This window comes from Amycolatopsis lexingtonensis (assembly GCF_014873755.1).
Classification (GTDB): domain Bacteria; phylum Actinomycetota; class Actinomycetes; order Mycobacteriales; family Pseudonocardiaceae; genus Amycolatopsis; species Amycolatopsis lexingtonensis.
On record NZ_JADBEG010000001.1, the window covers coordinates 2,728,558 to 2,744,920 of the forward strand.

Here is a 16,363-nt window from a genome sequence, read left to right on the forward strand (position 1 = left end):
CGCGGATTCGCGTCGGCCGGCTTCGTCATCGGCTGGGGGCTACTGGGCCGCCATGCGCTCGCGGAGGCTGCGGGGGCGCATGTCGGTCCACACCTCGTCCACGTGGTCCATGCACTCCTGGCGGGTGCCCGTCGTGCCGTCCGGGCGCCAGCCCGCCGGTACCTCCTTGTCCACGGGCCACAGCGAGTACTGCTCCTCGTCGTTGACCAGGACCTGGAAGGTGGTGTTCTCGTCCATCAGGGGTTCCTTTCCGTTACGGGATCGAGTTCGCGTGCCTGCGCCGCCGCGGGGAAGCCGCGGAGGGTGCCGCTGCACGTCGTCAGGATGGTGACCAGCGCGATGGCCGCCGCGCAGGTCAGGACCGCCGCCGGGCCGGGGAGGGCGTCCACCAGCCAGCCGCCCAGTGCCGGGCCGAGGGCCGCCGCGAGGCCGCCCGTCACGCCGAGGACCCCGCCGAGGCGGCCACGGAGGTGGTCGGGGGTGAACAGGAGCTGGTAGGTGCTGATCGTCGTGTTGGCCGCCGGCGGCAGGAACGCGATCACGGCGAACAGCACGCCCATCAGGTATCCACTGTGGACGAAGACCGCGAGCGGGGTCAGCACAGTCAGTGCCCAGAACACGCCGGCGATCAGCAGGTACGGGCTGAGCTTCCGGTGCAGGTACGGCGCCGCCAGCGCACCGAGGATCCCGCCCGCGCCGAGCATCGCCGCCATCACGCCGATTTCGCCGGACGGCACGCCGCGTTCGTTCGCCAGCACGATGATCACCAGGTAGTAGGCGGAGAAGAACAGGTTCAGGCTCACCACGCAGAAGACCGTGACGCGCAGCCGCGGCTGCTGCCACACCCACCGCAGCCCTTCGAGGATCTCCCGCCCCAGGTGCGCGGGCGCCCGCCCGGCCGGCGCGGGACGGCCCGGCAGCCGCACGAACACCAGAGACACGAACGCGAACACGTGCGCGACCACGTCGAAGGCGAACGGCACCAGCCGCCCCAACGCGAACAGGAACCCGCCGAGCGCGGTGCCCGATAGCTGCCCAGCACTGGTCCGCGCGGCGTTCATCGCGACCGCCGCGGGCACCTGCTCGTCGGCCACGAGCCGCGGGAGGCTCGCTTCCTCCGCCGGTTCGAACAGCGCGCGGCACACCCCCATCACGACGGCGACGGCGACCAGCAGCCCGACTCCGGCGGTGCCCCACCACAGGGCGAGGACGAGGCCGACGGCCGCGATCGCTTGGACCGCCTCGCAACCGAGCATGACCAGCTTGCGGGGCCAGCGGTCGACCAGCGCGCCGGCGGGCAGGCCCGCGACGAGTTGGGCGATCGCTACGGAGCCGACGACCAGGCCTGATTGCGCGGCGGAGCCGGTGAGTGCCAGGACGAGCAGGGGGAACGCGATCATCGTGGTGCTGAAGCCGGCCTCCGAGACGACCTGGCCGGTCCACAGCAGCCGGTAGTCGCGGTTCCCGCTGAGCCGGGTCGCGATGGACCGCCGCCCGCGATCGCCTGCGGCGACGCCGTCCGTCGGGTGGTCGCCGCGCGTCACGGTCGCTCCCCTCGGCAGTCCGCCGCGATCGCGCGCAGCGCATCGGCGAAGTCGTCAGCCACCGCCGTCACCGTCGCCCGCTCATGCAGGTCAGGCCGGTAGAACCACGAGAACTCCAGCCGCCCGTCGCGCACGCCGCCGACGACCTCCAGGATGTGCGGGGGCCGGTTCGCCGGGTCCTGCTCGCGGCCGATCGGCGCATGGGCACGCACGTACAGCCCGTCACCCTCCCCCGCGTGGTCGCCCTGACCGAGGTAGTTGAACGCCACCTCCGGCGTCCGCCCGCCCAGCTCCGGGTCGCGGAAGCACCGCAACGCGCCGAACCCGAAACCATTACCCGGTACCGCACGCAGCTGCCGCCGGACCGCCTTCACCAAGTCGCGCCACCCCGCGGCCGGGTCGATCGTCAGTGCCACCGGGAACAACGTCGTGAACCAGCCGACCGTCCGCGACAGGTCCGCGCCCTCGAGGATCTCTTCCCGCCCGTGCCCTTCCAGGTCGACCGACACCGCGGGCTCGCCCGTCCACCGGGACAGTGCCCGCGCCAGTGCGGCGAGCAGGACGTCGTTGATGCGCGTCCGGTACGCCCCGGGAGCCAGGTGCAGCAACGCATCGGTCTCCCGCGAGTCGACCGCGACCGTGACCACGTCCGCCACCGGTGGGGCCGACGTCCGGTCGCGTGGGACCGCGCAGCCGGGCAGGTCACGCGCCCAGTGCGCGCGCTCGCCGTCCAGGCCACCCGAGACGACGAACTCGCGCAGCCGGTGCGCCCAGTCGCGGAAGGACGTCGTCTTCGGGCCGAGGTCCGCCTTCTCCCCCGCCTGGATCTGCCGGTACGCCCGCTCCAGGTCCTCCAGCAGGATGCCCCACGACACCGCGTCGACGACCAGGTGGTGCGCGGCCAGGAACAGCAGCCGGCCGGACAGCAGCGCGCGCAGCTGGGGCGGGTGCGCGAGGTCGAAGCTCGCCTGTGCCTCGTCCGCGGCCCGCTCGAGGTCGGCCGCGGGCACCACCCGCAGCGCCGCGCCCGTCTCGGCCGGCGCGTTGTGCTGCGTCCAGCCGTCCGGGGTCCGCTCGAAGCGCAGCCGCAACGCGTCGTGGTGCGCGACGACCGCGTCGAGGGCCTGCCGCAGGGCTTCCTCGTCCACCGGTGCGGCCAGCTCGACGAGCACGGACTGGTTGAAGTGCGCCGGGTTCGCCGGTTCCGCGTCGAAGAACCACTGCTGGATCGGCGTCAGCGGGACGTCGCCGACGACCACCTCGCGCTCCTCGACGGCGTCCTCGGCCGCGTGCACGACGGTGGCCAGCTCGGCGACCGTCTGGTGGGTGAACAGGTCCTTCGACCGCAACGCCAGCCCGGCCTGCCGCGTCCGGTGCACGACCTGGATGGCGAGGATCGAGTCGCCGCCCAGCTCGAAGAAGTTGTCCGTGACGCCGACCCGGGGCAGGCCGAGCACCGCCGACCACACCCCGGCGAGCGTCGTCTCGACGTCGGTGCGCGGGGCCACGAACTCCGCGGTCCGCACCGCCGTCAGGTCGGGCTCCGGCAGCGCCGCGCGGTCGACCTTCCCGTTCGCCGTCACCGGCACGGCGTCCAGCGGCACGAACACCGACGGCACCAGGTAGTCCGGCAGCGAATCGCTCAGGTGGGCCCGCAGCTCGGCCACCTCGCCGACGACGTAGGCGACGAGCCGCTTGTGCCCGTCCAGCTCGCGGGCGACCACGACGGCTTCCCGCACGTCCGGGTGCTGCCGCAGCGCCGCCTCGATCTCGCCCAGCTCCACCCGGAACCCGCGGATCTTGACCTGCTCGTCGACGCGCCCGGCGAAGCACAGCTCACCCGCCGCCGTCCAGCGGACCACGTCGCCGGTGCGGTACATCCGGGTGCCCGGCGCGCCGAACGGGTTGGCGACGAACCGGTCCGCGGTCAGGCCCGGCCGGTCCAGGTAGCCGCGGGCCAGGCTGGGCCCGCTGACGTACAGCTCGCCGGGCGTCCCGATCGGCACCGGCCGCAGTGCCGAGTCCAGGACATGGACCTCGGTGTTCGGGATCGGCCGGCCGATCGGCGGGGTGCCGCCCGGTTCGAGCGGCCCGCTCCACGACGTGACGACCGTGGCTTCGGTCGGGCCGTAGGCGTTGATCATCCGGCGGCCGGGCGCCCACCGCGCCACCAGCTCGGCCGGGCACGCGTCCCCGCCGACGAGCAGCGTGCGGAAGTCCGGCAGGGCGACGTCGGGCACGGTCGCCAGCGCGACCGGCGGGATCAGCGCGTGCGTGATTCCGTGGCGCCCCAGCACATCCGCGAGCTGGTCGCCGAGCAGCGGTCCCTCCGGCGGCACGACCAGCGCCGCCCCGGCGGGCAGCGAGAGGCACAGCTCCAGGATCGACGCGTCGAAGCTCGGCGAGCTGAACGCGAGCACGCGGTCCCCGGTGCGCACGCCGCAGTGCTCGATCTCGGCCGCGGAGAACGACGCCAGCCCGCGGTGGGTGACGACGACGCCCTTGGGCCGCCCGGTGGAACCGGACGTATAGATCACGTACGCCGGGGTGTCCGGGTCGACGGTCCGGCCGAGGTTCGTGTCCGGGTACCCCGCCGCGGCCGGCTCGGCGTCGACCACGAACACCGGAGCGGCGTCCTCGAGCATGAACCGGATGCGCTCGGCGGGGTAGCCGGGATCGACCGGAAGGAACGCCGCACCGGTCTTCGCGACGGCGAGTTCGGTGACGACCAGCGCGACCGACCGCGGCAGCCGCACCGCGACCACCCGCTCCGGTCCCGCGCCGCGCTCGGCCAGCAGCCGGGCCAGCCGGTTCGCCCGCGCGTTCAGCTCCGCGAAGGTCAGCGCGTCGTCCTCGGACACCAGCGCGGCCGCGTCCGGCGTGCGCTCCGCCTGCGCCTCGAACAGCTCCGCCAGCGACGCCGGCGGGACGGCCCGCGCGGTGTCGTTCCAGGCGCGCAACCGGTCCGCTTCGGCGGCGGGCAACGGCGGGAGGGCCGTCATCGGGCGGTCCGGGTCGGCGGCCACCGCGGTCAGCACCGTCCGCAGGCGGGCCACCAGCCGGTCGATGGTCGCCGGCTCGAACAGGCCGGTGTTGTAGTTGATGGCGCCGTTCAGCGCGCCGCCGTCGTCCTCGAACTGCACGAGCAGGTCGAACGGCGCCGACACCGCGGGCAGCGCGACCTCGCCCGCGACGAGTGTGCCGCCGCCGGGCCGGTCGCCGGTGTTCTGCAGCACGACCATCGCCTGGAACAGCGGGGTCCGGCTCGGGTCGCGGACCGGCTGCACCGCGTCCACCACCCGCTCGAACGGGACGTCCTGGTGCGCGAACGCGTCCAGCACGGTCTCGCGCACCTCGGCCAGGAACTCCCGGAACGACCGCCGCGTGTCCACTGTGGACCGCAAGGTCAGTGTCCCGACGAAGAAGCCGATGAGCCGCTCCAGCTCGGCGCGGTCCCGCCCGGCGGTGACCGTGCCGACGGCGACGTCGTCCTGCCCGGCCCATTGGGCCAGCAGCACCTGGCACGCGGCCACCAGCGTCATGAAGAGCGTGCCGCCCTGGGCACTCGCCAGCTCGCGCAGTTTCGCGGCGACCTCGGCCGGGACGTCGAAGCCGAGCCACTCGCCGTCGGTGGTGCGCACGGGCGGGCGCGGTCGGTCGGTGGGCAGCTCCAGCGGAGCGAGCCCGGCCAGCCGGTCCCGCCAGTACTCCAGCTGCTCGGCCGGTTCGGACCGGTCGCGCTGCCAGGCCGCGAAGTCCGCGTACTGCACCGGCAACGGCGGCAGGTCCGGCTCTTCGTCCCGGACGTGGGCCGCGTAGCAGGCGTCGAGCTCGGTGGCCAGCACGCCGGCCGACCAGCCGTCGGTGACGATGTGGTGCAGCGCCAGCAGGAGCACGTGCTCCTCGGGCGCCCGCCGGAACAGCCGCGCCCGCAGCAGCGGCCCGGTGCGCAGGTCGAACGGCCGCAGGGCTTCCCGCGCGAGTGCTTCCTCGTCGAACTCCTCGACGGGCAGTTCGACCGGGTACGGCTCCCCCACGTACTGGACGCCGCGGCCGTCGACCGCGCCGAACGTGGTGCGCAGCGACTCGTGCCGCGCGACGAGCGTGTCCAGCGCCCGCCGCAACGCCTCGACGTCGAGGGCGCCGCGCAGCAGCAACGCCGTGGGCGACAAGTACTCGGTGCCGCCGGGTTCGAACTCGTCGAGGAACCACAACCGCTGCTGGGCGAAGGAAAGCGGCAGCGCGCCCTCGCGGGTGACGACCGGGATCGGGTCCGTCGGAGCCTGCCCGGCGGGCAGCGCGGCGGCGAACGCGCCCAGCGTCGGCGCGGTGAACAGCACACGCGGCGAGACCTCGACGCCGAGTTCGGCACGCACCCGCGAGGCGATCCGCATGCTGAGCAGGGAGTCACCGCCCAGCTCGAAGAAGCTGTCGGTGACGCCGACGCGCTCGACGCCGAGCACGGCGGCCCAGATCGCGGCAAGCCGCCGCTCGGTGCCGGTCCGCGGGGCCACGAACCCGGCCGCCGCCTCCCGTCCGGGTTCGGGCAGCGCGCGGCGGTCGACCTTGCCGTGGCGGGTCAGCGGCAAGGCGTCGAGGGAGACGTACGCCGTGGGCACGAGGTGGCCGGGCAGCCGGTCCCGGAGCCAGTCGCGCAGACCGTCGGTCTCGCCGACGACGTAGGCGACGAGCCGGCCGTCGCGGGCGGCCACGGTCGTGTCGGCGACCGCCGGGTGCCGGCGCAGCACGGCTTCGACTTCGCCGGGTTCGACGCGGAAGCCGCGGATCTTGACCTGGTCGTCGACGCGGCCGAGGTAGTCGAGCCGGCCGTCGTCGGTCCACCGGACGCGGTCGCCGGTGCGGTACATCCGGCTCCCGGCCGGCCCGAACGGGTTCGCGACGAACCGGTCCGCGGTCAGCCCCGGACGGCCGAGGTAGCCGCGGGCGAGCTGCGGTCCGGCGAGGAACAGCTCCCCCGGCACCCCGGCGGGCACCGGTTCGCCGCTTTCGTCGAGCACGTACGCGCTCAGGTTGGGCAGGGGCCGCCCGATCAGCGGCCGGTCACCGGTCACCGGCGTGTGCACGGCGTCGACGGTCACCTCGGTCGGGCCGTAGTAGTTCAGGCAGGTCACCCCGGACGCGGCCAGCTCGTGCCAGAGCGCTTCGCCGGTCGCCTCGCCGCCGACCATCACCGTGCCGGGCCGGTGCTCGCCGGTCAGCAGGCCGGCGTCCACGAGCTGGCGCAGGTAGGCCGGGGTGAGGTCGAGCAGGTCGATCCGGTGGCCGTGCAGGTACCGGACGGCGGCGGCCGGGTCGAGCCGGGTGTCGTCGTCGAGCACGTGCAGCTCGTGCCCGTCGACCAGCGCCAGCAGCCCCTCCCACGAGGTGTCGAAGGACAGCGACGCGGTGAGCGCGAACCGCTGCCGCGAGTGGCCGAAGAACTCTCCCCGGTGCGCGGCCAGGAGGCTGATCAGGCCGCGGTGCTCGACCACGACGCCCTTCGGCGTGCCGGTCGAGCCGGAGGTGTAGATGACGTACGCGGCCGTGTCCGAGCCCGGCCGCGCGGGTGCCGTGGGTGCCGAGGGCTCCCCGGGACGGCCGAGGACGACCGCCGGCCGCGCGTCGTCGAGGAGGAACCGCACGCGTTCCTCGGGCAGCTCCGGGTCGATCGGCAGGTACACCGCGCCCGCCTTGAAGATCGCCAGTACGGCGATGACGGCGTCGGCCGAGCGCGGCAGCGCCACCGCGACCACCCGCTCCGGCCCGGCGCCCCGGGCGACGAGTTCCTCCGCCAGGCGGGTGGCCCGCGCGTCCACCTCGGCGAAGTCGAGGACGGTGTCGCGGAAGACGAGCGCGGTCTCGTGCGGGATGCGGGCGGCGGTCGCCTCGAAGACGTCGAGGATCGTGCCCGCGGGGACTTCGCGCGGCTCGCCGCGGCCCCAGGCCAGCAGGTCACGCCGCTCGGCGGGGGTCAGCGACGACACCGCGCCGAGCCGGCAGTCCGGGTCGGCGGCGAAGGCGCGGACGAGCCCGGCGAGCTGGCCGGCCAGCCGCCGCGCCGTGGCCTCGTCGAACAACCGCGGGTCGTAGGACAGCTCCAGGCCCAGCCGGTCGTGCAGGTACGCGGTCAGGTTCAGCGGGAAGCTCGTGGTGTCGAGGGAATCGACGTCGGCCACGCGCACGCCGTCCTGCCCGCTGTCCTCGATCGGGTAGTTCTCGAACACCACGACGCTGTCGAACAACGCGGTGCCCGCCGGGGCGCCGGAGAACGCCTGCACCTGCGACAGGGCGAGGAAGTCGTGGCGGCGTGCCTCGGCCTGCGCCGCCTGCAGCTCGCGCAGCCACCCGGCCACCGGCTGTCCACTTCGGACTTCGACGCGGGTCGGCACGGTGTTGATGAACATGCCGATCATGCTTTCCACGCCCGGCAGGTTCTCCGGGCGGCCGGACACCGTGGTGCCGAACAGCACGTCGGATTCCCCGGCGTAGCGGGACAACAGGAGTGCCCAGGCACCCTGCACGACGGTGTTCACCGTCAGCGCGGCGGCCTTCGCCGCGGCATGCACGCCGGCCGACTCCTCCGGGGTCAGCTCGACGAGCACCGCGTCCGCGGACTCGGCGCGGTGGGCTTCCCGCGGCCGCCGGTCGTACGGCAGCGGCGTCGGCGTGGTGAACCCGGAAAGTGCTGCACGCCAATGGTTCTCGGCCTCGCTGCCGTCCTGCTCGGCGAGCCAGGCCAGGTAGTCGCGGAACGGACGGCGGGGCACCAGCCGCGCGGCCCGGCCCTCGGCGATCGCCGTGTACTGCTCGACGACCTCGCCGAATACCTGCGCCGTGCTCCAGCCGTCGAGCAGCACGTGGTGGGAGGTCCACAGCAGCTGGACCTCGTCGTCGGTGAGCCGGGCGATGGCCAGGCGCATCAGCGGCGCCGAGGTGAGGTCCATCCCCGCGGCCAGGTCGGCGGCCAGCAAGTCCGCCAGGTCGGCCTGCTGCTCGTCCGGGGTCCGGCCGCGCCAGTCGTGGTGCGTGATCGGTACGCGCACGTCGCGGTGGACGCGCTGGAGCGGTTCCTCGACGCCGTCCCACACGGTGCTGGTGCGCAGGATCGGCGTGCGGTCGACGACCCGCTGCCACGCCTGCGCGAGCGCCGCCGGGTCGGCGATCCCGGCGAGCCGCAGCCGGAACTGGTCGAAGTAGGCATTCGAGCCGTGGTCGACCAGGCTGTGGAACAGCATGCCCGCCTGCAGCGGGGTCAGCGGGTAGATGTCCTCGACGTCGCGGCCGTCACCGGCCAGCCGGTCGACCTCCGCCTGGCCGAGGCGGGCCAGCGGGAAGTCGGACGGCGTGCGGCCGCCGGCCTCGGCGCAGTGGGCGATGATGCCGCGCAGGGCGTCCAGCGTCTCCTCGGCGAGTGCGCGGACCGTGCTCTCCTCGTGAACTTCGGTCGAGTACTCCCAGGTCAGGTGCAGTCCGCCGCCCTCGACGACGCCGACGACGTCGAGCAGGTAGGGCCGGAGGCTGTCCGGGTCGGTGTCATGCCCGAGGCTCTCGCCCCGGCCGCGGTACCAGCCGTCGTCGGCGGTCCCGACGTCCCAGCGGCCGTGGTAGTTGAAGGAGATCCGCGGGGTGGGGTGGTCGCGGAAGCCGGCGTCGCTCAGATAGCGCAGGGCTTCGTACCCGGCGCCCTTGTCGGGCACCGCGCGCAGCTGTTCCTTGGCGCTCTTGAGGACTTCGCCCCAGTCACCGCCGGGGACGGTGAGCGCGAGCGGGTACTGGGCGGTGAACCAGCCGATCGTGCGGGACAGTTCGTGCGGCGCGGCGATTTCCTCGCGGCCGTGGCCTTCCATGGCGAGGAGGACCCGCTCGCGGCCGGTCCAGCGGGCGAGGACGCGGCCGAGCGCGCTCAGCAGGACGTCGTTGACTTCGGTCCGGTACGCCGAGGGCACTTCCTGGAGGAGCGCCGCGGTCTCGGTCCGGCCAAGTGACACCGAGACCGCGCGCCCCGATCGGGCGGTGGCGCGGCCGGAGCGGTCTACCGGGAGCTCCGTCGGCGCCTCGCGCAGAGCAGTTTCCCAGTACTCCGCCTGGTTGTCGAGGTGCCCCTGTTTCGCGTGCTCGGCCAGGGTACGGGCCCAGTGCGTGAACGACGTGCCGACCGGTTCCAGTGCTTCGCCGTGGTAGGCGCGGTCGAGGTCGGCGAGCAGGATCCGCCACGACACGCCGTCCATGACGAGGTGGTGCGCGGTCAGGAACAGCTGCGGCGGGCGGTCGGCGAAGGTGAACAGGACCGCGCGCCACACCGGCCCGGCGACGATGTCGAGCGACGTCTGCGCCCGCAGTGCTTCGGCGTGCAGGGCCGCGGGTACGTCGTCCACTTCGGACAGGTCGACCTGCCGCAGCAGGTCGGCGTCCTCGGTTTCGGCGGGCTCCTGGGTCCAGCCGCCGCCGTCGCGGGAGAACCGCATCCGCAGGGCGTCGTGGCGCTCAGCGACACGGCCCAACGCGGAGACGAGCGCGGGAACGTCCACTGAGGACAGTACGACGTGGACGGACATGGTGAGCCGCCACGGTTCTTCCAGGTGCTCGAACAGCCATGACTGGATCGGGCCGAGCGGCGCGGGTCCGCCCGGGTCCGCCGCAGCGGGCACCACCGGGGCGCCGGCGGTGACGACGCGGGCGAGTTCGGCGATGGTCTGGTGCCGGAACAGGTCTTTCGACGACACCGTCAGCCCGGCCTGGCGGGCCCGGGCGACGACCTGGATGCTGAGGATCGAGTCGCCGCCGAGGCCGAAGAAGTTGTCCTCGACGCCGACGCGGTCGACGCCGAGCACCGCCGACCACACCCCGGCGAGCGTGGTCTCGACGTCCGTGCGCGGGGCCACATAACGGGTTTCGATGCGCGCTCCCGGCTCGGGCAGCGCGCGCTGGTCGAGCTTGCCGTTGGCGTTGAGCGGCAGCTTCTCCAGCGGCACGAACACCGCCGGGACCATGTGCGCGGGCAACGAACGCGCGAGGAACTCCCGCAGCGCCGTCGTGCCGGGCACGGCGCCGGTGAGGTAGGCGACGAGCCGGCGCGCGTCGCCGGTGCCGTGGGCGAGCACCGCGGCCCCGGTGATGTCGGGGTGCGCGCTCAGCGCGGCCTCGACCTCGCCGAGCTCGATGCGGAAGCCGCGGATCTTCACCTGCTGGTCGGCGCGGCCGCGGTAGTCCAGCTCGCCGCCGGCGGTCCAGCGCAGCAGGTCGCCGGTGCGGTACATCCGCGTGCCGGGCGCGCCGAACGGGTCGGCGACGAACCGGGACGCGGTCAGTCCCGCCCGGTTCAGGTAGCCCCGGGCCAGGCCCGCGCCGGCGACGTACAGCTCGCCGGTGACGCCGGGCGGGACCGGCGCGAGCTCGGCGTCGAGGACGTACGCGCGCAGGTCCGGGATCGGCACGCCGGCGGTGGCCGGGCCGTGCTCGTCCAGCGGCCGGTAGGTGACGTGCACGGTGGTTTCGGTGATGCCGTACATGTTCACCAGCGCCGGCCCGGCCGGGTGCCGCCGTCGCCACTCGGCGAGCCGGGACGCGTCCAGCGCTTCGCCGCCGAAGATCACGTACCGCAGGCTGAGCTGCGGGGACGGCAGCGAGCCCAGCCGGTAGAACGCCGACGGCGTCTGGTTGAGCACGGTCACCCGCTGCTCGGCCAGCAGCGCGAGGAAGTCCTCGGGCGAGCGGACGGCGTCGGCGGGCACGACGACGAGCCGGCCGCCGTGCAGCAGCGCGCCCCACAGCTCCCACACCGAGAAGTCGAAGGCGTAGGAGTGGAACAACGTCCACACGTCCTGTTCGCCGAAGCCGAACCAGTGCGCGGTCGAGGAGAACAGCCGCGTGACGTTGGCGTGCGGCACGAGCACGCCCTTGGGCACGCCGGTCGAGCCCGACGTGTAGATGACGTAAGCGGTGTTGCCGGGGTCGACGCGGACGCCGGGATCGGTGTCGGGCTGCCCGTCCGCGGTCACGTCGTCGACGACGCACACCGGGTCCGCGTCGGCCAGCATCGCCTCGATCCGCGCCGCCGGGTAGGCGGGGTCGATCGGCAGGTACCCGGCGCCCGCCTTGAGCACGGCGAGCACCCCGATCACGAGGTCGGCCGAACGCGGCAGCCGCAGCGCGACCAGGCGTTCCGGCCCGGCACCTTCGGCGACGAGCCGGTGGGCGAGGCGGTTGGCGCGCCGGTCCAGCTCGCGGTAGGTCAGCTCGGTGGTCCCGCTGGTCACCGCGACGGCGTCCGGCGTGCGGGCGGCCTGCGCGGCGAACAGCTCGGGCAGCGTCGGTTCCGCGGCGGCGACCGCGGTGGGGTTCCACCGGGTCAGCACGAGGTCGCGGTCGGCGGCGGTGGTCCAGGGCAGCCGGGCGAGCGGGCGGTCCGGGGTCGCGGCGATGCCGTCGAGGAGGGTGCCCAGCCAGCCGGTGAGCCGCTCGATCGTCGCCGCGTCGAAGAGGTCGGTGTTGTAGTTGACGACGCCGTCGAGCCGCCCGGCCGTCTCCTGGAAGTGGACCATCAGGTCGAAACCCGCGGTGACGACCGGCGGCGCCAGCTCCTCGACGCCGAGCCCCGGCAGGGCGGGCCGCGTGTCGGGGGTGTTGTGCAGCACGACCATCGCCTGGCAGAGCGGGGTGCGGCTGGTGTCGCGGTCGGGCTGCAGGTCGTCGACGACGCGGTCGAAGGGGACGTCCTGGTGGGCGAACGCGTCGAGCACGGTGTCGCGGACGCCGCCGAGGAAGTCGCCGAAGCCGGCCCGCAGGTCCACTGTGGACCGCAGGACGAGGGTGTTGACGAAGAACCCGACCAGGCCCTCCAGTTCGGTGCGCTCGCGACCGGAAACGACCGTGCCGACGGCGATGTCGCGCTGGCCGGACCAGCGGGCGAACAGCAGCTGGCAGGCGGCGAGCAGCGTCATGAACAGGGTGCCGCCGTGCTGCCTCGACAGCTCCTGCAACCGCGCGGTGGTCCCGGCGGGGATGCTGAACTCGTGCAGGGCGCCGTTCTTCGTGCGGACCGCCGGGCGCGGCCGGTCGGTGGGCAGGTCCAGCACCGGGAGGCCGTCGAGGCGGTGGCGCCAGTAGCTGAGCTGCTCCTCGAGTTCGGCGCCTTCGAGCCGCCGGCGCTGCCAGACCGCGTAGTCGGCGTACTGGACCGGCAACGGCGGCAGTTCCTCGTCGCGGTAGAGCGCGGCCAGCTCGCGCAGCAGCACGCCGGCCGACCAGCCGTCGGTGACGATGTGGTGCAGCACCAGGGTGAGCACGTGGTCGTCCGGGGCGAGCCGGGTGAGCGCGACCCGCAGCAGCGGGCCGGTGTGCAGGTCCACCGGGCCGGTCGCCCCGGCCAGCGCGGACTCCAGGTCGCCGTCGGTGACGGGGACCCGGACCGCGTGCGGCGGGTGGACGACCTGGACGCCGTGGCCGTCGACCGTGGCGAACGTCGTGCGCAGGGATTCGTGCCGGGCGACCAGCGCGGTGAACGCGCGGTCGAGCGCGGCGGTGTCCAGCTCGCCGCGCAGGCGCAGGACGGTCGGTGAGACGTACTCGGTGCTGCCCGGTTCGAACTCGTCGAGGAACCAGAGCCGTTGCTGGGCGAAGGAAAGCGGCGCTTCGAGGCGGCCGCCGTCGCGCGGCAGCAGCGAAATCCGCTCGGCGGGGCTCGCCGCGTCGGGCAGCTCGGCGGCCAGCCGGGCCGGGGTCGGGGCGGTGAAGACCAGCCGGGCCGGGACGTCGGTGCCGAGCGCGTCCCGCAGCCGGGCGACCACGCGGATGCCGCGCAGGGAGTCGCCGCCGAGGTCGAAGAAGTCGTCGTCGACGCCGACGCGTTCGACGCCCAGGACTTCCGCCCAGACGTCGGCGACCAGCTGCTCACGGTCGTTTCGCGGGGCCACGTACTCGGTGGCGGCGGTGAGTTCCGGATCGGGCAGGGCGCGGCGGTCGAGCTTGCCGTGCCGGGTCAGCGGGAGCCGGTCGAGACCGACGAAGGCGGACGGCACGAGGTGGGCGGGCAGGGTTCGGCTCAGCGCGGCGCGCAGTCCGTCGGTGCTGCCGACGACGTAGGCCACCAGCCGCCCGCCGCGGGCGTCCACGGCCGCGGCGGAGACGCCGGAGTGGGCGCGCAGGGCCGCTTCGACCTCGCCGGGTTCGATGCGGAAGCCGCGGACCTTGACCTGGTCGTCGAGGCGGCCGAGGTGCTCCAGCTGCCCGCCGGTGGTCCAGCGGGCGCGGTCGCCGGTGCGGTAGAGCCGGGTGCCGGGCGCGCCGAAGGGGTCGGCGGTGAACCGGTCCGCGGTCAGTCCCGGGCGGCCGAGGTAGCCGCGGGCGAGCTGGGCGCCGGCGAGGCAGAGCTCGCCCGGGACGCCGGGCGGGACGAGCCGCAGCCGCTCGTCGAGGACGTACGCGCGGACGTTCCCGAGCGGCCGCCCGATCACCGGCCGCTCGCCGGACACCTCGGCGCGGGTCGCGTCCACAGTGGACTCGGTGGGACCGTAGTAGTTGTGGGCCCGGGTGTCCGCTGCGGCGAGTTCGCGCCAGAGGTCGCCGCCGAGGGCTTCGCCGCCGACCATGAGGAACCGCGGCTTGTGCTCGCCGGTGAGCAGGCCGGCCGGGAGCAGCTGGCGCAGGTAGGAGGGGGTGACGTCGAGGAAGTCGACGCGCTCGTCGCGCACGTACCGGGTCAGCGCGGCCGGGTCGAGGCGGGTCTCGTCGTCGATGAGGTGCAGCTCGTGCCCGTCGGCGAGCAGGAGCGGGCCTTCCCAGGAGGTGTCGAAGGACAGCGTCGCAGTCAGGGCGACGCGCAGGGGTTCGCGGCCGAAGACGGTCCGGTGGTCGGCGAGGAGGTTCATCAGTGCGGCGTGTTCGACGACGACGCCCTTGGGGGTCCCGCTCGACCCGGAAGTGTGGATGACGTAGGCGGCGTCGGAGGGGCGCGGCCCCTTCGGCCGGGTGCCTCCGGTAGCCGTGGCGTCGTCCAGGACGACGATGACCGGGTCGGTGTCGGCCAGCAGCACCTGGATCCGCTCGGGCGGCATACCGGGGTCGATGGACAGGTGCACGGCACCGGCCTTGAGCACGGCGAACAGCGCGACGATGGCGTCGGCGGAGCGGGGAAGCACGACGGCGACGACCCGGTCCGGTCCGGAGCCCCGGCCGGCGAGGTCCGCGGCGAGCGCGTCCGTGCGGGCCGCCAGTTCGGCGAAGGTGAGCCGGGTCGGGCCGCAGACGAGCGCGGTCGCGCCGGGCCGGGTGCGGGCTTGGTAGTCGAGGAGATCGACGATGGTCGTGGCGGGCGCGTCGAGGGTGCTGCTCCCCCACGCCAGCAGCCGCCGCTCCTCCGCATCGGTCAGCAGCGGCAAGTCCGCGATCGGTCGTGACGGGTCCGCCGCGATCGCCGTCAGCAGGCGCACCAGGTGGGTGGTGAGCCGGTCGATCGTGGCCGCGTCGAACAGCTCGGTGCTGTACTCCACCAGCCCGGCCAGCTTCCCGCCGGACTCCTCGAACTCCACCGTGAGGTCGAAGTTCGACGAGTCGCGCCCGACGCCCACCGCCTCCACGGCCAGTCCGGGCAGTGACATCCCGCCGCCGGTCGCGGTGTGGAGCAGCACCATGACGTCGAACAACGGGTTGCGCCCCGGATCGCGCCCGGCCTCGACCAGTTCGTCGAAGGGGACGTCGTCGTGGGCGAACGCGTCCAGGACCGTCTGCTTGGCCGTCGTCAGGTGCTCGGTGAAGGGCCGTTCGGGGTCCACTGTGGACCGCAGCACGACGGTGTTGACGAAGAACCCGACGACCCGCTGCAGCTCCGGCCGGTCGCGGCCCTGCACGACCGTGCCCAGCGCGATGTCGTCCTGCCTCGAATACCGCTGGAACAGCGCTTGGCAGGCGGCCAGCAGCACCGTGAACAGCGTGGTTTCGGTCGTCCGGGCCAGCTCGGCGAGCCGGTGGAAGACGTCGTCCGGCACGGCGAACTCGGTCACCGCACCCGCGGTCCCCTTCGTCGGTGGCCGCGGGTGGTCGGTGGGCAGGTCCAGCGGGGTGACGCCGTCGAGCTGCCGCTTCCAGTGCGCCAGCCCGGCCGGCCGCGTCGGGCGGGCGTGCTGCCAGGCCGCGAAGTCCGCGTACTGCAACGCTTGCGCGGGCAGCTCCCCGCCGCCGTAGAGCACGCCGAGGTCCGAGGTGAGCACGCCCATGGACGCGCCGTCGGTGGCGATGTGGTGGACGCTCACCAGCAGCACGTGCTCGGCCGGCCCGAGCCGGGCCAGCAGCGCGCGCAGCAGCGGCCCCCGCCCGAGGTCGAACGGCTTCGCGTACTCGGCGCGCAGCACCGCGTCCAGCTCGGCGGGCCCGACGTCGACGACGGGCAGCGCGACCTCGTACGGCGGCTCGATCCGCTGCACGGGCTCGCCGTCGACCTCCGCGAACGTCGTGCGCAGCGGTTCGTGCCGGGCGACCAGCGCGGTCAGCGCCTTTGACAGGGCGGCGACGTCCAGCGCACCGGTCAGGCGCAAGGCGAAGGCGCTGTTGTACTCCGGGTCGTCCGGGCGCAACCGGCTGAGGAACCACAGCCGCCGCTGGGCGGACGACAGCGGCAACGGGCGGGAACGATCGGCGGCCGGGATCTCCGGCGCCGCCGCGGCCGTTCCCGCCATCCGCGCACGCAGCTTTTCCCGCAGGTGGGCGGGCAGTGCCGCGATGCGGTCCTGTCTGGACGAGGTCATGGGGACGTCCTCACGCTTCGTGGTCGGAGGCGAGGCTTTCCAGCTCGCCCAAAGTGAGTTCGGGAGGCATGCCCCCAATGT

The 16,363-nt window shown here is 73.9% G+C and carries 3 protein-coding genes; all 3 read right to left on the reverse strand.

The features are described from left to right. Positions 1 to 39: 39 nt before the first annotated feature. The 3 genes from H4696_RS12520 to H4696_RS12530 are packed head-to-tail and all read right to left on the reverse strand — an operon-like array spanning position 40 to position 16,282. A complete protein-coding gene (locus H4696_RS12520) occupies positions 40 to 237 on the reverse strand; it encodes an MbtH family protein (RefSeq protein WP_086859349.1) in 198 nt (65 codons plus the stop codon). After that, positions 237 to 1,544: an MFS transporter gene (locus H4696_RS12525; RefSeq protein WP_338064912.1), complete on the reverse strand. Its 1,308-nt coding sequence runs from the start codon at positions 1,542 to 1,544 to the stop codon at positions 237 to 239. The genes H4696_RS12520 and H4696_RS12525 overlap by 1 nt, the downstream gene beginning before the upstream one ends. Next, positions 1,541 to 16,282 (reverse strand): non-ribosomal peptide synthetase, encoded by a 14,742-nt coding sequence (locus H4696_RS12530; RefSeq protein ID WP_192782268.1) that lies wholly within the window; start codon positions 16,280 to 16,282, stop codon positions 1,541 to 1,543. Before H4696_RS12530 ends, H4696_RS12525 begins: the two co-directional genes overlap by 4 nt. Positions 16,283 to 16,363 lie beyond the last annotated feature (81 nt).

What these genes read in the sequence shown, in the direction of transcription:
- H4696_RS12520 (WP_086859349.1), bottom strand. Translation starts at nt 237, where the DNA reads ATGGACGAGAACACCACCTTCCAGGTCCTGGTCAACGACGAGGAGCAG.
- H4696_RS12530 (WP_192782268.1), bottom strand. Translation starts at nt 16,282, where the DNA reads ATGACCTCGTCCAGACAGGACCGCATCGCGGCACTGCCCGCCCACCTG.